Origin of the sequence: Acinetobacter suaedae, assembly GCF_008630915.1 — a bacterium.
Classification (GTDB): domain Bacteria; phylum Pseudomonadota; class Gammaproteobacteria; order Pseudomonadales; family Moraxellaceae; genus Acinetobacter; species Acinetobacter suaedae.
Map to the genome: position 1 here is coordinate 2,961,301 of NZ_CP043909.1, position 19,814 is coordinate 2,981,114.

The 19,814-nt window shown below is 40.6% G+C and carries 11 protein-coding genes; 5 read left to right on the plus strand and 6 right to left on the minus strand.

The window, feature by feature from the left end:
* The first annotated feature begins 40 nt into the window (after positions 1–40).
* From F2A31_RS13810 to F2A31_RS13825, 4 genes are all read left to right on the plus strand, one after another.
* Positions 41–1,858: a cation:proton antiporter domain-containing protein gene (locus tag F2A31_RS13810; RefSeq protein WP_150026990.1), complete on the plus strand. Its 1,818-nt coding sequence runs from the start codon at positions 41–43 to the stop codon at positions 1,856–1,858.
* Between the two features lie 108 nt (positions 1,859–1,966).
* Positions 1,967–2,842 (plus strand): Hsp33 family molecular chaperone HslO, encoded by an 876-nt coding sequence (hslO, locus tag F2A31_RS13815; RefSeq protein ID WP_075316287.1) that lies wholly within the window; start codon positions 1,967–1,969, stop codon positions 2,840–2,842.
* Between the two features lie 134 nt (positions 2,843–2,976).
* Positions 2,977–3,939, plus strand: coding sequence for a DnaJ C-terminal domain-containing protein (locus F2A31_RS13820; protein ID WP_150026991.1), 963 nt, complete (start codon positions 2,977–2,979; stop codon positions 3,937–3,939).
* 11 nt (positions 3,940–3,950) lie between these two features.
* Entirely contained in the window at positions 3,951–4,277 is a 327-nt protein-coding gene (locus F2A31_RS13825) for a chaperone modulator CbpM (protein ID WP_004637727.1), read from the plus strand.
* 29 nt (positions 4,278–4,306) lie between these two features.
* On the opposite strand, the gene F2A31_RS13830 is transcribed toward F2A31_RS13825, so the two are convergent.
* From F2A31_RS13830 to rpsO, 3 genes are all read right to left on the minus strand, one after another.
* On the minus strand, positions 4,307–5,530 hold the full coding sequence (locus tag F2A31_RS13830) for a magnesium transporter CorA family protein (RefSeq protein ID WP_150026993.1): 1,224 nt from the start codon (positions 5,528–5,530) through the stop codon (positions 4,307–4,309).
* 84 nt (positions 5,531–5,614) lie between these two features.
* Positions 5,615–7,702, minus strand: coding sequence for a polyribonucleotide nucleotidyltransferase (gene pnp, locus F2A31_RS13835; protein ID WP_171490684.1), 2,088 nt, complete (start codon positions 7,700–7,702; stop codon positions 5,615–5,617).
* 253 nt (positions 7,703–7,955) lie between these two features.
* Complete coding sequence (gene rpsO, locus F2A31_RS13840; protein ID WP_004637724.1) at positions 7,956–8,225, minus strand: 30S ribosomal protein S15; 270 nt, start codon at positions 8,223–8,225, stop codon at positions 7,956–7,958.
* A 237-nt stretch (positions 8,226–8,462) separates the two neighbouring features.
* Between rpsO and F2A31_RS13845 the strand changes: the two genes are divergently transcribed.
* Entirely contained in the window at positions 8,463–9,761 is a 1,299-nt protein-coding gene (locus F2A31_RS13845; protein WP_150026997.1) for a serine hydrolase domain-containing protein, read from the plus strand.
* Between the two features lie 700 nt (positions 9,762–10,461).
* Here the strand turns inward: F2A31_RS13845 and recD are convergent.
* From recD to F2A31_RS13860, 3 genes are all read right to left on the minus strand, one after another.
* Positions 10,462–12,174 (minus strand): exodeoxyribonuclease V subunit alpha, encoded by a 1,713-nt coding sequence (gene recD / locus F2A31_RS13850; RefSeq protein ID WP_407643282.1) that lies wholly within the window; start codon positions 12,172–12,174, stop codon positions 10,462–10,464.
* A 132-nt stretch (positions 12,175–12,306) separates the two neighbouring features.
* Entirely contained in the window at positions 12,307–16,020 is a 3,714-nt protein-coding gene (locus F2A31_RS13855; RefSeq protein ID WP_150027001.1) for a UvrD-helicase domain-containing protein, read from the minus strand.
* A gap of 3 nt (positions 16,021–16,023) precedes the next feature.
* Complete coding sequence (locus F2A31_RS13860; RefSeq protein ID WP_150027003.1) at positions 16,024–19,674, minus strand: exodeoxyribonuclease V subunit gamma; 3,651 nt, start codon at positions 19,672–19,674, stop codon at positions 16,024–16,026.
* Between the last annotated feature and the right edge of the window lie 140 nt (positions 19,675–19,814).

Sequence of the window (19,814 nt, forward strand, 5' to 3'; positions counted from 1 at the left end):
TCTAATTCCATATGCAAAACAGAAAAATTTGAGGCAATAGATGTCCTTACTGCTATCCATCATTTTTTTACTAACTGCGGCTTTAATTATTGTCCCACTCACAAAACGATATACCTCAAATACTGTTTTGGGTTATCTAATTGCTGGGCTTTTACTCGGCTCAAGTGGCTTTGCACTGATCACAGATACCCAATTTATTACTCAAATTACCGAATTAGGCATGCTATTGCTGATGTTCTTTCTCGGTTTAGCATTTCGTCCAATCCAGCTGTGGATACAACGCTATACCATTTTAAAAAACAGTGGCTTAAGTTTACTGACCATCAGTTTGATTTTAACCAGTATTTGTTTTTTCCTCTTTAATGATTTTGCCAGCAGTATCGTTCTTGGTGTAGCACTAGCACTTTCCGCTGTAACCTTGGTTCAACAATTACTGCATTACCAACAAAAATCAAATAGCACACTTGGACAATCCATTTTAAGTGCTATACAGATGCAAGTATTTGTAGCGATACAATTTATTGTCTTGTTCCCTCTATGGGACGATACGGCGACCACACGACATGGTATCGCATATTTTGCAGCCATCATTGCGACAGTTTCAGGGCTATTCTTAGCCAGCCGTTTTCTGATACGACCTGCATTCCGCTATTTAGCCAAGCGCAACAGTATTGAACTTATTCCTGTACTCGGGCTTACAACAATCCTTTCTATTATTGTCATCATGGATATTTTAAATATTCATATCTTAATTGGTGTATTTTTAGCAGGATTATTACTCGCAGACACTGAATTCAACACTGAAGTTGAACGTATTGTTTATCCGTATCGAGATACCGCGCTTGGTCTCTTGTTTCTTGCAATTGGTTTAAATCTCTCATTACAGCCCCTATTCGAAACACCACTTTTGATTTTGGGATCAATCTTTGTTTTGGTGTTGATCAAAACTGTGGTCATCGCAGCAATCAGCTATTATCAACATCGTCGCCAACAACTTAGCCTCCTTTCTGCTACCGTCCTTGCTCAGAGTGGCGAGTTGAGTTTTATCCTGTTGAATATTGCTGTTGCAGAACAAATTCTTGCTCAACCCATTTTTGAATCTGCGCTATGGGTGATCTTGGGTTCGATGCTTCTGACGCCTCTAGTTTTCTGGTTGGTGAATAACAAACGACTACCAATATTGCATAAGAAAATGGCAGCACAGACACTAGATATTCCCCAGCATCCAATTTTGATTGTTGGATTTGGTCGTTTTGGCCAAGTGGTTGCACGTGCCTTACATGCACAAGGTCAACAGTTGAGTGTGATTGATAGCAATCAACCCGATGCTGATTTTATTGAACAATATGGACATCGCTTTTTTGATGCAGATGTCACTCAGGTCGAAAACCTACGAGCAGCAGGGATCGAATATTGTAAATTGCTGATCCTTGCAATTGATGATGTCGAAGACAGCATGAATCTGGCACGTCACCTCCGTCTAAACTATCCTGATTTAGTCTTATTGGTTCGGGCACGTGACCGTCATCATGCGCATTTATTAAAAGGCATGGGAATTCAACATATTTGGCGTGAAACTTATGCATCATCCTTGAGTATGGCGCAACTGGCTTTGACGGAGACAGGTCTTTCAAGTGAAGAAGCTCAAGCCCAAATCGAGCAATTTCAAAACCAAGATCAGCAATTATTTAATTTACGCTATCAGTCAGATGATGATTTTGACTCAATTGAGGCTTATCCGAGTGTAATCGCAGAGTTGGAATATTTATTTGAAAATACAAAAACTTTAAATACTGATCGAATGAGCAATGAACAAAATCAACAAAGTGATGCAAATTCATCGCATGGAACAACTTGAGTTTTCATAAAATGACACCATTATTGAATGCATAACCGTTCACCATCTTATAAGCTTTCAAAGCAAAGCATCGCTTTGTTTTCCTCGTTTGAGGAGCTGGAGAAAAAAATGTCTGATTTACGCCAACGCTTTTATATCGAAGACTGCCCTGTTCGTGGTGAAGTGGTTCATTTAGAAGAAACGCTTCAAACCATTTTAGCCCAGCGTAACTATATGCCAGCTGTACAAAGCTTATTGGGTGAAATGCTTAGTGCAACAGCATTACTTGCGAGTACTTTGAAAATCCGTGGGCGTATCAGTCTACAAATTCAAGCAACAGGTACTTTCAAATGGGCAATGGCTGAATGCAACCATTTAGGCGAAGTTCGTGCACTTGCAGATTACGAAAATGATCCTCGATTTGTAGAAGGTCAAGACAGCCGTACCGTACTCGCTGCATTAACAAATCCTGTTTTATTTATCAATATTGAGCCTGAACACGGTGAACGCTATCAAGGGATTGTCCCTCTAGACCAACCAACTTTGGCGGGTTGTTTGACCCAATATTATGATTTGTCAGCTCAAATTCCGACTCATCTAGTATTGGCAACCAACGGCAAACGCTCAGGTGGATTATTGATTCAACTCCTTCCGCGCAATGATGAAGAAGAGCAAGAATTCGTTGATGAAGATCTATGGCCTCGCTTAACCATGCTCACAGAGACTTTAAAGCCTGAAGAGCTAACCGACCTGTCAGCCAATGAAATTCTTTATCGTTTGTACAATGAAGAGGAAGTTCGTTTACCTGAAGCCGAAGTTCTGAAGTTTGGATGTACTTGTTCAAAAGAACGTTGTGCCAATGCATTGATTCAAATTGGGGTTGATGCAGTACATGAAACTCTTGAAGCACAAAACCCAATTCAAATGGACTGTCAATTCTGTAACACACGTTATGAATTTACTGCTGAAGAAGCTTTAGGCTTATTCGGTGAGCATTTGAGTTAACATCGCTCGAAGAACCTTTATGCTGTGAAGTATAAAGGTTCTTGCTGAAACAATATCAACACACATCCCCTCTGTTTTTTCCTCCTTAATCGTCAAATAATAGAATGAAAAGTAATAAATTATGACGATAAGCAATGACAAAGAATTACTACGAAGAACTAGGCGTGACCCGCGATGCCTCAGCAGATGAAATCAAAAAAGCCTATCGCAAACTCGCACGCAAATATCATCCCGACATCAGCAAAGAAGCAGATGCCGAAGAGAAGATGCAAGCAATCAATGTCGCCTATGACACCCTAAGCAATGCTGATAAAAAAGCTGAATATGACCAGATGCTTGACCATCCACAGGGTTTTTCTGGTTTTGGGCAAGGAACAGGTGGATTCAACCAAGGTGCCAGTGGATTTGATGGCTCTCAATTTTATCGTCAAAGCTCAGGCGATGGTGCCGACTTTAGCGGTTTTGAAGATCTATTTGGTCGCTTCGGTGCTGGATTTGGTGGCGGTCAACAACGTTCACAACGTCAGCAACGCAGTTATCGGGGTGAAGATCAACACGCCTCAATTCAAGTGGATATAAGTATCGCCTATCAAGGTTCTACACAGCAAATTACCTTACAGATTCCAACCTATAATGTTTATGGCGAACCTGAAATTCAGCGCAAGACATTAGAAGTCAAAATTCCTAAAGGGATGAAAGAAGGTCAACAAATTCGCCTCACAGGTCAAGGACAAAGTGGAATCAATGGCGGTGAAAATGGCGACTTATATATTGAGATTCAATACAAAGATACGGACCGAATCCGCGTCGAAGGAGCTGATGTTTATCAAACCATTGATGTTGCACCTTGGGAAGCGGGCTTAGGTCAAAGCATTGAAGTCAGTACCCCTGCGGGTCAGCTCAAAGTCAATTTACCGAAAAATGCAAAAAATGGTCAACAACTTCGTCTAAAAGACAAAGGAATTCCTAGCAAAACCGCAGGTAACCTTTATTTGATCATTAATATTGTTTTACCAGCTGCACAGAGTGAACAAGAACAACAGGCTTATCAACAATTCGCTGAAGCGTTCTCTTCATTCAAAGCTCGTACCTCATAAGGAGCAAGATCATGACAACTATTCAATACAAAGAAATTCAATATGACGGTCATTGCCAAGTTGAAATCGTTGATGAACAATTGGCACTTGATCTTGAACATTTCGCAGAAGCATGCGGTCAAAGTACTGAATGGGTACTCAAATTGATTGATTACGATATTTTGCAAATCACAGTTGAGCCGCAAAATTATCAATTCATCGGTGAAGATGTTGCCCGTGCCCGTCGAGCATACCGCTTACAACGTGATTTCGATGCGAGCTTATCAGCAGTTGCTGTCATGCTGGATTTGATTGATGAAGTACAACAATTGCGTAAACAGCTCAAACATTTTCATTGAACAAAAGAAAATGACTGAGCTTAGATAAGCTATTTCAGCTTAGTCATTTTCTCCACTTCTTTGAGTGTTTGTTTAATAGGTTCATAATCCAAGAACCACAATAAATTAATGTTACGTTGTTTGTGCTGCTGCGTCAGCAAATCAATCACACTACGCTCGCCTCGTCCAACTAAATGCTGTTGATAGAAATAGTACAACAGCAATATGGTGGTCATCAGCATCACGCCCAGCATAATCCAAAATCCAACAGGTGATTTTAATCCAGGAATAAACTCAAAGTTCATTCCATAAATCCCTGTTAATAGGGTTAATGGTGCGAATACAGCTGTGATAATCGCCAAAATACGCATATTTTCATTGGTCTGATTTGCTGTTGCAGAAAAATGCAAATCAATTGCTGACTGAACTGCATTTCGCAACCGCAGTGTGTGCTTTTGCACTCGTTCTATATGACTCATCAAATCATTTAGACGAACCAAAAGAATATCTTGTGTTTTATATTTTCGTTCACCCACAACATGATGGTAGTTATCAATCAACTCATCACGAAACTCCTGCAAAGTTTCGATTTGTTCTTCACATAAATTTTCGATTTGCTGAAATGCCATATCTTCATGAAACAATTGATGCCATTGTTTAAAACGGCGATTCCCCTGTAATAACTGTTGCTGCCAATATTCCACACGACGAGTTAAAGGAGTACGTAAATTCAAATAACCATCAATCATGCTATTGAGCAATCGCAAACACAAATCTGCTGGGGTAGTCGGTAATTTACGAGGCTTGTTTTGTTCTAAAATTGCCCGTTCCATGACCATTTGTAAACGTTGGACATAGTTTTCAACTGCCATATTCCCCTGTTCACGAACACTCACCAACACTCGTGGCGTCAAGATAAAACTCATTGGCGTTGTGGCGAGACCAAATACACTCTCATGTACATCTAACCCAGGATCATTTTCATAAATCTGATCATCCTCACTAATCAGCTTACGAAAGACCAATAAATCATATTCTTCGACGGTATCAAAAGCACATGGATGCTCAATATTCAACAAATCTCGCATATGAAATTCATTCAATACAAGTCCAGTATGCTCGTAAATATTGTTCTGCCAAGACTCTGAATGATTCACTAAATCTTGTCTTAAGCTATCCACCCATAGAAATTCAAGCGTATGTTCTTGTTGTTCTTGTACGCTCATAAAAATTATATTTTCACTATTGTGGCGATAAAAGTAATAAAGCTGCATAGCGCTCATATTTAGGTTGGAATTAAAAATATCATGCCATAAAAAAGCCCGCACGAAGCGGGCTTTTTGTATTTCAAACAGTGATTAAACTTGTTCGATGTCTTTCATTGTCAACTTGATACGACCACGGTTATCAACATCTGCAACTTGTACTTTCACTTCCTGACCTTCTTTCAAAACGTCAGTCACGTTTGCAATACGCTCATTCGAGATTTGCGAAATGTGAAGTAGACCATCAGTACCTGGCATGATGTTTACAAACGCACCAAACTCAACGATACGAATCACTTTACCGTCATAGATCTTACCTGGTTCAACTTCAGCAGTAAGTGCTTGGATTTTTGCAATCGCAGCACGAGCAGCAGCTTTAGTTTCACCAAATACACGAACGGTACCATTATCTTCAATATCAATCGCAGCTTTAGTTTCTTCAGTGATTTGACGAATGGTAGCACCACCTTTACCAATCACATCACGAATCTTGTCTGGATTAATATTAATCACTTCAAAAGTCGGCGCATTTGCGCTGATTTCTGCACGTGCACGTGAAATCACTTTGTTCATTTCATTAAGAATGTGCATACGACCAGCAAATGCTTGGTTTAACGCAACTTCCATAATCTCTTCAGTGATCCCTTCGATCTTGATATCCATTTGAAGCGCAGTAATACCGTTTGCAGAACCTGCTACTTTAAAGTCCATATCACCCAAGTGATCTTCATCACCTAAGATGTCAGAAAGAACTGCGAAACGCTCACCTTCTTTCACTAAGCCCATTGCGATACCTGCAACTGGTGCTTTTAATGGAACACCAGCATCCATAAGTGATAATGATGCACCACATACAGAAGCCATTGAAGATGAACCGTTTGATTCAGTAATGTCAGATACGATACGAATCACATACGGGAAGCGGTCAGCCGCAGGAAGAACTGCTTGAACGCCACGACGCGCTAAACGACCGTGACCGATTTCACGACGCTTAGGACCTGATTCACGACCAGTTTCACCTACTGAATATGCAGGGAAGTTGTAATGCAACATGAAGTTATCAGTTTTAGTACCAGCAAGAGTATCAACCATCAACGCATCACGTGTATTACCCAAAGTCGTTGTTACCAACGCTTGAGTTTCACCACGTGTAAATAATGCAGAACCGTGTGCACGTTCAAGTACGCCCACTTGTACGTCTAACGCACGAACAGTTTTGGTGTCACGACCATCAATACGTGGCTTACCAGATAAAATGTTGTCACGAACAGTACGGTATTTAAGATCTTCAAATAAGAAGTCTACTTCATCAGCAATACCGTCTACATCTTCTTCAGGAACAAATTGAGCAACAGCTTCAGCATAAAGCGCATCTAATGCTGCATAACGATCTTGTTTTACTGCAATGGTATAAGCTTCTGAAATTTTCGCTTCAAATGCTTCTTTTAGTTTAGTACGTAATTCTTCGTTGTGTGTTGGAGCAACCCAATCTGACTCTTTTGCACCTACAGCAGAAGCAAACTCTTTAATTGCTTGTACTGCGATCTGCATTTCATCATGGCCAAATAGCACAGCACCTAGCATTTGATCTTCAGAAAGTTCTTTTGCTTCTGACTCAACCATGAGAACAGCTGAATCTGTACCTGCAACAACTAAATCCAAATCAGACTGAGCCATTTGCTCATAATTTGGGTTTAAGACATATTCACCATTAATTAAACCGACACGCGCAGCACCAATTGGACCACGGAAAGGTGTACCCGCAATTGCAAGTGCAGCAGAGGTACCAAGCATCGCAGCAATATCAGCTTCCATTGTTTTATCAGAAGAAACAACTGTTGCTGTTACTTGGACTTCGTTCACATATCCTTCTGGGAACAATGGACGAATCGGACGATCAATTAAACGTGAAATTAAGGTTTCCGCTTCAGATGCACGTCCTTCACGCTTACCATAACCACCAGGGATACGACCAGCCGCATATTGTTTTTCTTGATAGTTAACAGTCAACGGGAAAAAGTCTTGACCAGCTTTAGCCGTAGGTTGAGCAACAACAGCCACCAAAACAGTGACACCACCCATTGTGATTAAAACTGTATTCGCTTGACGTGCAACACGACCCGTTTCTAAAACAACTTGATGTTGACCAAATTGAAATTCTTTACGAACGATATTAAACATTGACATGTATTGTATTTTCCTAGTTTTAATTCTAGTGAGACCCCTAAGGTTTGGCATTCAGACTACAACGATTATAGATAAATGACAAAGCTTAGAAGCCATCACACTAGACCAAAATTTAAAAAAGTTAAACGCAAAGAAGGAGCGAACAAGCGCCCCTTCTAAAAATCATCTAATGTAAATTAGATGAAACTTTCTTTTCAGCGATAAAGCATTGCAACATGCGAAATACCGAAAACAAAGCCAAATCGAATTAACGACGTAAACCTAATGCGCCGATCAAAGCAACATAACGACCGTGATCTTTACCATTTAAGTAGTCAAGTAATTTACGACGTTGGTTAACCATACGAATCAAACCACGACGGCTATGGTGGTCGTGTTTGTGTTCTTTAAAGTGACCTTGCAAATCATTGATTTGTGCAGTCAATAAAGCAACTTGTACTTCTGGTGAACCAGTGTCATTTTCAGCACGAGCAAATTTAGCAATGATCTCTGCGCGATCTGCGTTAGTTAAAGCCATTCGATTTCTCCGAGATGCTTAAAAAAATAAACGATATTGATCAGTTACAAGAACTGACTGCCGTGCATCACTACAGCAAGTCGCCTATTTTAAGTGATCTATCGTTATATTGCAAAAATGTTTTAATCACACTGGCAATTCGGCAGCTGACAACCCAGATTAAAAGATGCACACTAGCCGAATTCTGTTTTCAATTTATGACAGAGAAGAAAGAAAACGAAAAAATGCGAGGGAATCGTGAAGCTTTTATCCGCTAATACCTGTTATGTTCCACATGATCTCAGTCAAGTCACTCACTCTAAGGATGAAGTTTCGGCAGAACTTGGAGGGATGAGTCATGCTCAAGTTGATAAAATTTGGACCAGTGTCGAATCATTATATCGAACAGGCAACTATCCACTAATTACATTGTGTTTGCGTCGCAAAGGGGAAATTTTAATTAATCGCAGTATAGGCTATGCACAAGGAAACTCACCTGACGGCCTAGCTGCTGATGCCAAAATTGGTACGCCTGATACCCCGATCTGCCTATTTTCAGCCTCAAAGATGGTCACTGCTATGCTGATCCATATGCTGGATGAGCGTGGTGATCTCAATTTACTTGATCCGATTAGTTACTATATTCCTGAATATGGAGTGAATGGCAAACGCCGCGCGACACTATTTCATTTGCTTTCACACCGCGGTGGTATTCCTCGCGTTGAAGGTGAAGTCACACCAGAACTATTGTTCGATCAAGAAGAAATTTTAAAACGCCTATGTGCAGCCAAACCCGTTTCTCCTTCGGGTACTCACCTTGCCTATCACGCAGTTACTGCTGGTTATATTTTGGGTGAAATCATTCATCGTGTGACAGGGCAAACTGTACGTGAATTTTTAGCTGAACAGATCGAAAAACCAATGGGGTTGGACTATTTCAACTATGGTTTAAAACCAGAATATCGTGCTGATGTTGCAATGAACTATGCAACAGGAATTCATCCAAGTTTAGGCACAGATCGTTATTTGGAGCACGTACTCGGCGCTGGACTACAGATGGCAGTCGATATTACCAATGATAGCCGTTTCATGGACACCATTTGCCCTGCTGGAAATATTTACACCAGTGCAGAGCAAGCAGGACGCTTTTTTGAAATGTTACTGAGTGGTGGAGAGTATCAAGGTAAGCAAATTATGAGTGCCAAGACCGTTTTCCGTTCTACGCTACCGACATCAGGAATTAGCATTGATCGCAGTTTACTCGCGCCGATGCGTTATGCACTTGGACCAATGTTAGGCAGTAACCCGATTGGCTTATTTGGTCCAATGACGGGACAAGCATTCGGTCATATTGGTTTTTCTAACATTTTATGTTGGGCTGATCCTGAGCGTGACATCAGTGTGTCATTACTCACGACAGGAAAATCTGTAGTAGGGACACATTTACCCGCCTTAGCCAAAACGCTCTATCAAATCTCAACCAACTGTCCAAAGATTCCAAAGGATCAACGTCGCTCATTGTTTGCAACTGATCGTACGGAAAATGATTTGGTGTAGGCTATAATATTCACACATACAAAAAAGCCCAAGTTATACTCGGGCTTTTGCGCTGAAGTTTTATTATTCTCATTTTAATTTCTTTTTATTATTTATCTTTTTTGTATTCGCGTGCCCTTATACCCTCTGCATGCAACTTACACATCATTTTTCTTATTTAACCAAAAAACTCTTCTCTTTATACCGACTATTCTGTCACAATCAATTGTGGAGAAAAATAGCATTTTTCTTATCTACGTGTAAGCAAAAACGTACGATTCTGTATAACAATTAACTTAATAATTAAAAAAAACTGTCTAACAATGGATTACCACCTAAATTGTTGTTTTTAAGCATTGCAATCTCATAAAAAATTATTTGTACAAAAACCACACACCATATCATCTGTACTCTTTATGAAGTTTGATAAAAGATATTTTGTTAGATAAATGCATTAAAAAATGATAGAAATAAAAAAGCCCTGTAGTCTCTCCCAAAACTACAAGGCTTAGCGGCTGTAAATTTCCTCTTTTATCACTTACCTCACTGTAAGCCCGCTGTCATCACGACATTATTATTATTCTTTTTGCGATTTACCTAACTTTCCATGCTAGGTTCTTTGTGTGTTCATAATCTCAAAATCCAGCCAATTGCTCTAGCGACAATATCTCGAATCCTTGTAAGCTTTTTCTTACAAAAATGTGAATTCTGAAGAATAAGTTTACAATCCTTGAAAATTGATCTTTTGCACTAAACCACTACGACGGACTGTATGTACTGTAAGCGCTTGTAACAATGCTTTCCGATCTGCCAACAACGTGACCACTTTTTTAGCACGTGTAACTGCTGTATAAATCAGTTCCTGACTCAATAATTTTTCCGCAGTTGCATCTAAAACAATCGCAGTATGCGTAAACTCAGAACCTTGAGATTTATGAATGGTTAAAGCAAATGCAGTTTGCATACTTCTTGGTAAACGATGTGCTGCAATCCATTTATTTAAACTAGGGAAAAACACTTCGAATTGCTGTGGTTGAGTCCGATGTTTAAAACAAATCCCAATATCACCATTTGAGATCCCAAGCTGATAGTCGTTATACGTCATCATCACGGGACGACCGACATACCATTCTGCAACGGCAATTTGTTTGAGCTGTTGATTCAACCATCGCTCAGCATAGTGATTAAGTTGTTCAATACCAAAGGCTCCGTGTTTCACAGCCGCCAAAATTCGATAATCATCAAACACTCGAATCACATCTTGAATATATTGCTCTGGTTGCTCTGCATGTAAATAAGCTTTTAATATTTCAACATAATCTTTAAATCCATACATTAATCTCTGCTGATATTGTTCAGTCTCTATATCCAATTGCTCAGGTAAATATTCCAACTGGATCGCATCAGACATTTCTTTACTCAAGCTCATTTCTTGCAAAGGAGCAGGCTTTACAATCTCCTGCTCAAGCTGAGTTAAGACCGATTCAGATAAAGCTTGTTGTGACTGAATAAAGCGCGCCAATTGACCAATTTTTGCTTCATCTGAAAAGCGACGACTATTTTTCAGTTGTACTCGATTCTCTGCCAACCCCCTGACTTGTTGTAAGTCTGCTAAAACAGACCCAACATCGACGGACGCCAACTGATTGGCATCCCCCAACAATATGATTCGACAAGAATCAGGTACAGCTTCAAACAATGCAGTGGCAAGACTTAAATCCAGCATGGATGCTTCATCAACCACAATGACATCATACGGTAGCGGCTGTTTTGTATTGAATCGTGGAATTTGCCGATTTCCCATCCCCAATAAACGATGCAAGGTCTGTGTCGTTTGATTACGTAACTCATCGGTCACTAAACCTGATGCAATTAATTTAGAATCGTTAAATGAGTTTTGCAGTGCTTCTTGCATACGCTGTGCAGCTTTCCCTGTGGGTGCAGCCATAGCAATTCGAATATCGGGAATGATTTGGTTTAGTGCAGCAATGATCCGTGCCAAGGTATAAGTTTTACCAGTCCCTGGTCCTCCAGTGATAATACTGAACCACTGCTCAAGTACCATGTTCATCGCTGCTTGCTGAAACTCATCATCTAATAAGCTTTGATATTCAGAAACATCGATTGCTTGTGCCATTTGTCGCTTTAATCGACAAATCTGCTGTGCGAGACGTTGTTCTAGCTGCCAATATCGGTATAATGCCAAGCCCTGCTGATCATAGACGCATGGGGCAACTTGGGTATTTGCGATTTCGCTAGAAACAACTAAATCGCCTAGAGCATCGAGCTGAAGCAGATCGATATCAATACAACTATCGCCCTGTAAACTGGCTTCAATGAGTTGTTGTAATACTTGCGCTGCGCTAACTGTTTGAGCAGATTGAGAAAATGGAGGCTGTGCGAGGTAATTGCTCCACATATTCAACCAAGTCATTTGTTCTGCCTGACCATTACTTAGCTTTTCCACAGAGTTATCCTCAAACTTACCCACACGCTTGTCCACAAGGTTATAAACACACTTATCCACATGATAAGCTTTTGTTTAATTTAAATTCAGCCACTTTATCTACACCATTTTCCCTAATTTATCCTCAGAGAAATATCCCAATATTGCGTCTAAACGCAAGATAAATTCATCCTCAGGTTTCCAATAGAAATAACCTTGATCCGCTTGCCCATTCATGCCTCGCAAATACAAATAAGATGCGCCACCTAAATGCTGATCAATACGATAATTTTGTAATTTCACGCTTAAATAACGGTGCAATGCCACCAAATATAAAGCGGCTTGAAGCCAATAACTGGATAAAGACATGCTTTCAGCAATTTGTGTAGATTGATAATCTGCTTGATTCTCACCCAAATAATTACTCTTATAATCAGCAATATGATATCGCTGTCCATCAAAGTAAACTAAGTCAATTGAACCATTCAAATAACGTGCTGATTTCGCATCAATAAACTCAGGCATTTGAATGTCATATTCTTCAAATAACTGTTGTACGCGCTGCATCGCTAACACACGATCGGATAACGCCAAGTAAAACGGACACTCTGATAAATACTGTCCTACGACTAATTGTTGTAATTGAAAACCTTGGTTGAGTGGTGTTTGCAGTACATCTGCTAACCACAACGCAATCCATTGATATAGCTGCTGTTCAGCATTCTCTTGCTCAGGAAAATGTTGCTGATATTGTTCTAATAATGCGACCCATAAACCTTGATAAGTATTTTTAAAACGGCGGCGAATTTCCTCAATCCATGTTTCAGGATGCTGAAAGTCAATCTGCTCAAAAATCTCATGCAGGAAATTTCCTGCCAACGTCCCTTTTGGAAAATATTGTTTAATCCAAGCAATCGGTTGTGATACCGCAACACTTTCAACTGTTAAAAGATCAAACTCATCTTCAGCCTGATCAAACTGTTGATCCGCATTCGCTAAGCGATCAAGGCGATTGGCTTTATGCTTAAGATGCTGTGCCAAATAACTAAAGCTGGTTTTTCCACGCGCGTAAAAGCGCTGCTCAGGTAAGGGTTGGGCGGTTAATAATCGTTGTTCAGCCCCTTGTTTTGTCTGTAAGGCCTGTGGTCGTTCAAGTACTAAGCTGTCTTCAATACTGTGAATATGTTGAAAAACATCCCCTTGGTTTTTCCAAAATGCCAAACCTGATCGTTTATTTTTATCGCCTTTTTCAGGCTCAAATACAGCGTAGACTCGATGACTCGCCCGCGTCAACGCCACATACCATAAACGGTTTTGTTCAGCTTGTGCCCGTTGTTGATGTTGATCCAACTCAGTTTGTTGTAGAAAGTTTTTATCTGCGATTGCCACAACACGCTGGGTTCGAGTCTGTCCAGTCTCAGGGATTTGAATTTCAGTGGTGGAGAAATTTAAGGTCTTCTGCATTTCAGAAAATGCTTTGTTCGCGCCAAGTAAAAATACAATTTTAAATTCTAGTCCTTTGGATTGATGAATAGTCATCAGCTGCACACCCGCTTCACTGGATAGCTTATGCTCCAACTCCCATTCTCGGTCACTTGGGGAATGGAGTTGTTTTAAATACCAATGATAGAGGTTTTGAATACCTTGTACATGCTCACTGTGCTGACTCAAAATATCAGTGAGATGGCGTAAGTTGACCACTGCCCGTTCATTATCTTTACTTTGGGTTGCGACCAATTGCTGCCAAATTTCAAATTGATTTAAACAACGTTGCCATGCCACCAAGAAGCCTTGATTGCGCCACATTTCGCGGATGTCATCGAACTGCTGAATATAATGACTCAGCCCTTCTGCACTTTGCTCAAGTGCGACTAGTTGTGACAGATCAAAACCAAATAAACGGCTGAGTAAAGCACGCTTCAACTTCGCTTCATCATAAGGATGCAACAATGCGGTGAGTAATGCGCCAACATCTTGCGCGATCTTTGAATCAAACACACTGCGCTTTGATGGACGATTGACGCGAATGCCTAATCGCTCTAAAGCATATTGAACTTCATCTAATTGACGATGACTACGTGAAAGAACCGCAATGTCATCTTCACTGATGACTTGGTGATTGTCTCCATCTAGATATAACTGTTGCAAATGGGCTTGATTGAGTAAGCATTGAATCTTCCAAGCCACTTGGGTTGCTTGTTCATTGCCATCTTGTAGTTGTAACCAACGCAATGGTGCAGGGTTGAGTTGCCCATTTTCAATCAATGCAGGATGCGGACGTGAACCCGCTTGAATTGGGTCATAAAGTACCTGCTCACCAAAATCCATTTGCCGTTGAAATAACACATCCACAACTTCAACCAACTCTTTGACTGAACGATGGTTATGAATCAGCTTATATTCACGACCCTGCTTCGACATAATGTCTTGATAAGCATTTAAAAAGGTCAGCATATCACCACCGCGGAAACCATAAATTGCCTGCTTACGGTCGCCCACCATGATCATGCAGCCTTTTTGGTAACGTTGTGGATGTCGCCAAATGGTCGCCAACATATCATCCTGATCTTGGTTGGTATCTTGAAACTCATCCACCAAAATCAAAGGATAACGTGTCTGTACAAATACCGCAAAACGTTGACCTTGCTCACCTTTTAATGCTTCTGACAAAGTTTTGATTTGTTGGGCAAATGTGGTTTCACCCTTTTGCTGTAACACTCGCGGTAAACGTTGTTTGACTTCAATACACAAATACGCTTTTAGATACACCTGAAGTTGTTCAAATTGTTGTTGTGTTTCTTTTAAAGAATGGCAAAGTTTTTGAATGTGTAGAATCGTAGGGTGCTGATAAAAACCATCCGAGACTTCAGCGGGACATTTTTTAAAAATCTTCTGACTGTCGAGCTTGTCTAAAAATTTAAAAACAGTCTCTCGTGCATCTGAAAAATAACTATCAAAAACCTGTATATTTTGCGGATCTGCGAGCGCTTTTAATAGCTGCGGTAAAGACTCACAAAAGAGTTTATTAAAAGCATTGTTACGAAAAGAGGTGCCATTAATATGAGAATAATATGCGCCATCTAAATTAAAATATTCAGCCAAAGCACTGAGGTCTATTTGCTGTGCTTGTTGTTGCCACTGTTGTAATTGAGCCAGTTCAATTTCAGGCATGTCAGGTAATTTAAAGTGTGCAGAGCTAAAATTTAAAGAGCTCTCAACCATCCCGACAAAATGATCCACACTTTTAAGTGCCCCCACACTATAAAGTGCATCAATCACATGTTGGGGTTGTGATTGAATCCATTCTCGTAATACATCATGGATCAATTGACGTGTATAAGCTTTCGCATCTTCAGTGATTTGAGCACGTTCGATCTTGCCACTTTCAAACGCAAACTCACGTAATAACTTTTGGCTAAAGCTATCCAGTGTTCCCACGAACAGCTCATCTAACTGGTCGATCACCAGTTTTAAACGTTCACAGGCATAGGCAATACGCGGAGCAAAAGTTTTAAGTAAATGCTGCTTTAACGGATCAGATTCTTGCGCTGCACGAGTGTAAATATCACTTTCCAATACCGTATGTAATGGTTCTAAATATTGTTGTACTTCAATCAATCGAGCACGGATACGGCTCTTTAACTCCGCGGCGGCAGCGCGGGTAAAGGTCGTGGCAATCACTTGATTAGGTAAATATTTTTCCAAGAAAATGCGAACCATCAAACTCGATAAAGTATACGTTTTACCAGTTCCAGCCGATGCTTCAATCAGATGCAAACCTTCAAATTGAATATCACAGATGGGTTGATAAGACACAGGAAATTTTGAACTCATGCCTTACTCCACGCGTAAAAATTCAAAAATGGGTTGATACAGCGCATAGCTATAATGATCACAGGCGTATTGCAATAATGCGCTCGCATCTTGTTCTTGTAGAATAAATTGCCAATCTCGATGCAGTTTACACGCTTCGTTTTGTGTCATATCAAAACCTGAAAAATCACCGGTATCATTCCAATCTTTCAACACCTGCTTTTGGCTGTCTTCGACTAAAACCTGCTGGCTATCCTGTTCAACCCAATCATAGTGTTTGCCTTTTTCCAGCGGCTTAAGCAGTAAAGCTGCTGGCAACACCACTGGTTGTTGTTGCCCAGTTTGCCAAAGTTGTAACCATGCTTGTAAATACTGCTGCGCTTGCTGAGCACTTAAACCTTCGCAAATCACAGTCTGATCGCTAAACACTACGATACGGCGTTTCGAGACTGCTGAATCATGATTCAATATCGCCAACCACAGTAAATATTCCAGCCACACTTTAGCGAAGCGTTTAGCACGTGCACTCGATGCATCTAGGCTCACCCAGTCTTGTGTATTTTGTTTTGGGACTACACAACTCATCTGAAGTTGTTTGGAAATGCGCCAAACTCGCTGCGTTGTTTCAGTCGGTGCGACTGCATATTGTTGTAGTCGCTCCAACAAACGCTGTTGCTCTAGACAACTTTGTTGCCAAGCACTTTGCTGCACTTTCCCTACAGGCAACTGATCTTGCAAAACTGCTGGCGTCGCTTGATTATCCTGTTGCTGTAAAAAATGGCGAATTGCATATTTACCTAAACCATCTAATAGCAAAGGCTCGTTTTGATCAACCAAGTCAGTGGCACTTAGATTCTCTACCCCTAATGTTTTTAGATATAGTCTTGCTGGAAAGGTGATATCTTGAATCCATTGCTGGCTGTCCAAGACCACCATTTCATTCAGCTCAATTGGATAAGTACTATTGACCCAAGCTTGGCGCTCACCTTTGACTTGCTGAATTTGTGATGCCACTTTAAACCAATGATCTTGAAAACGCGTATAACTTTGCTCTGCTAAAAAACCGAGTGGATCAAAAGGTTGCAAGCGATGCAGATGATAAAGTGGGTAGAGCTGTGGTGGAATCTGGAGTTTCTCATAGTCTTCCCCAAAAGAATTAAAGGAAGTCTCTCCCTCTGGGAGAGATTTAGAAAGAGGGGCTTTCACAACCAATGCCAAGTGATCACGGAAACCTTGCAAAATACTTGAAGGTTCTCGAACCTCACCGTCATTAATATCAAAGCCATTATAGAACAACCATAATTGCTCTTGAGCCAATAGCACCGCATCCAGAAAAGCCCCCTGATCATCTTCTAAACGAGAACGATCCCCTAGTTGCTGACGCAGTGCATCCATCAAATCAAAAGGAATATGGCTGTCGCGATTTGGAAATTTACCTGTATCTAAATTTAACAACACAATTAAGCGATAAGGAATCGGGCGGATCTGTCCAATTTGGCTAAACGTGATTTGTCCTGTGGGTTCCACTTGCGCAGATTGACTCTCTAAAGTGCGTTGGATTTCCTCGAGGATATAAGGCAACGGTAAAGATATTTGGCGAAGCTGTGTTTCAGCATCATCGTAATAGCTTGCCAAAGTCAGCATACGTTCTTGTTTTTGAATAATCTCACGAACGGTTTTTAATGCCACAATGTCAGCTTGCTCAAATTCTTGTATATCTTCTTTAAGTCGTTTTAACCATATTTCTACAGGTAAACGCTGTCCCTGTTCATGCACCACCAACCAATCTCGGCGCGCAGACAGATCCTGATAAATCTGAATCAGAATACCAATCAATTCAAAATCACTGGGCTGCACCAACGCATAACTCAAGGTTTGCTGCACCATCACATGTGCAGGTACAGCAATACCTAATGCCAAGCGATCTAGAGCAAACTTAAAGCTATAGCGGTAATCCCTATCCTCAGCACTAAGTGTTTGTTTGAGATGTGCTTCATCTAAACCACGTTTAAAGCCTGCATCATTGAGTAAATCTAAAACCCGCTGGGTTTGTGTGTAATCCAAACCATAGCGTTGTTGGGTCGCAGCAAGATTGAGCCAATCGGCAAAATCATCTTGTGTAAAGCGACCTTGCGTCAGTTGCAACCGGCCCACTACTGCGCGCCAAGCATTTAAAGCATCCAGTTGCGCCACGCCTGCAATTTTGACGGGTAAAAATACATCGTGTTCATTTGGAATCGCAGGGAATACACTGCGAATCAGAGGTTCTAATTCCGCCAAATTTGGCGTTAAAATCAAGACATCACTCGGACGGCGTGGTACTGCATCCGTTTGTGATAACCAGTGAATTAATTGCTCTTTGAGGACTTCCAGCTGCCTTAAACTGGAGTGACACACATGAATTTGGACCGAATGATCTTCAGCAGCCAATTCATATTGTTCAGCTTTAGGTTCGGCTAAATAAAAAATATCAGACTGAATTTTTCCGAGTAAGGTTTCAGGAAAATGATCAATAAAAGCATCGACCCACTTCCCTTCTTCTCCCGTTGCCAATTGTGACAACAAAGAGAAATGATCTCGTGCTTGTTTACCCAAACGCGTCAAAAGCGGATGTCGCGATTCACGATTTAACGCATTAAAACCTAAACTAAAACTTTCAAAAAATGCTGAGATTTCTGCGTCAGTGGCTTGAGGATTCTTACGAATAAAACGCTCTTTTACGCCCAAGTCATAACGCTGCTTCCAAAGTGGGTCAACACTATCCGCCCAATACTCTTGTGAAGGGTTATAGTGCAAAATCACCACATCCAGATATTGCCCCAAACGACGTAAAAACTGCAATTGACTGGGAGGCAAATCTAATAAGGTAAACACAATCACTTGTGCTGGTAATTGCGCCAATGCTTGTGCACGGCTCTGTTGGTTGTCTAAAAGCTGCCAAAACTCCGCATCGATCGTTTGCATTTCCACATAGTCATCATGAAAATGGTTTTGCCATAACCAACGCTGCCATGCTTCTAATTGTTGCGTTTGTTGTAAGCTAAATGCTGAGATCTGCTGATCCGTTTTTGAGATCAAATTTTCGATATCGAGTGCTTTATTTTGCCCCCAAGTCGAAAGCCAATTGGTCGAGCACGTACAAGCATCACCACAGCCTCTTTGGCAATGCCCTCTGTAGATCATATAGTTATTAAATAAATGCGAAACTTGCTCAGCGACCCAATACAACATACTTTGTTTTTTGAGTTGTTTTTCAGTGCGTTGTTGCAACTGATCCGCACTATCATAAATTCGTTGCACAATCGAATAGAGAGGATGTTCAGGCTCAAGAGTGATCTGTTCAGCCTGAATAAAAGGTTGCAAAGCTTGATGAATACGCCATTTTAAAATCAGACGTGGAATATTGGCTTTACGTACTTTTTCTTTATTATCAAGGACCTGTTGATAGGCAAACCATTGAAATCCGCGAATACGATGATGAAACTGATAGTTTGCCGTCATTCCCTGCTGTTCAGCAATCTTCTGGGTCAGCCACTGTTCTTGAGCAGGACTTGGCACAATAAAATGCTGCGTTTTGAATACATGGAATGGAGAAATACAAGGTTGGGTAATTGCTGTCATCACGCCTTTTAATAGCACCTCAAGGCTTTGACTTTGAATAACATGAATACCCATGCTTAACTGAACCCCATTCATAAAGACCACTGTATTTATGCACAAATTCGTACACAATCATTACTATACAAGCTTGTCGAACTATGTCACGTTAGGCAACATGGAAATATAAAATTTATTTTAATTACGATTGAATAATG

Excerpts from the sequence above, each read along its gene's own strand:
- F2A31_RS13830 (WP_150026993.1), bottom strand. The coding sequence starts at position 5,530 with ATGCAGCTTTATTACTTTTATCGCCACAATAGTGAAAATATAATTTTT.
- F2A31_RS13810 (WP_150026990.1), top strand. The coding sequence starts at position 41 with ATGTCCTTACTGCTATCCATCATTTTTTTACTAACTGCGGCTTTAATT.
- pnp (WP_171490684.1), bottom strand. The coding sequence starts at position 7,702 with ATGTTTAATATCGTTCGTAAAGAATTTCAATTTGGTCAACATCAAGTT.
- hslO (WP_075316287.1), top strand. The coding sequence starts at position 1,967 with ATGTCTGATTTACGCCAACGCTTTTATATCGAAGACTGCCCTGTTCGT.
- F2A31_RS13825 (WP_004637727.1), top strand. The coding sequence starts at position 3,951 with ATGACAACTATTCAATACAAAGAAATTCAATATGACGGTCATTGCCAA.
- F2A31_RS13855 (WP_150027001.1), bottom strand. The coding sequence starts at position 16,020 with ATGAGTTCAAAATTTCCTGTGTCTTATCAACCCATCTGTGATATTCAA.
- rpsO (WP_004637724.1), bottom strand. The coding sequence starts at position 8,225 with ATGGCTTTAACTAACGCAGATCGCGCAGAGATCATTGCTAAATTTGCT.
- F2A31_RS13820 (WP_150026991.1), top strand. The coding sequence starts at position 2,977 with ATGACAAAGAATTACTACGAAGAACTAGGCGTGACCCGCGATGCCTCA.
- recD (WP_407643282.1), bottom strand. The coding sequence starts at position 12,174 with ATGACTTGGTTGAATATGTGGAGCAATTACCTCGCACAGCCTCCATTT.
- F2A31_RS13860 (WP_150027003.1), bottom strand. The coding sequence starts at position 19,674 with ATGGGTATTCATGTTATTCAAAGTCAAAGCCTTGAGGTGCTATTAAAA.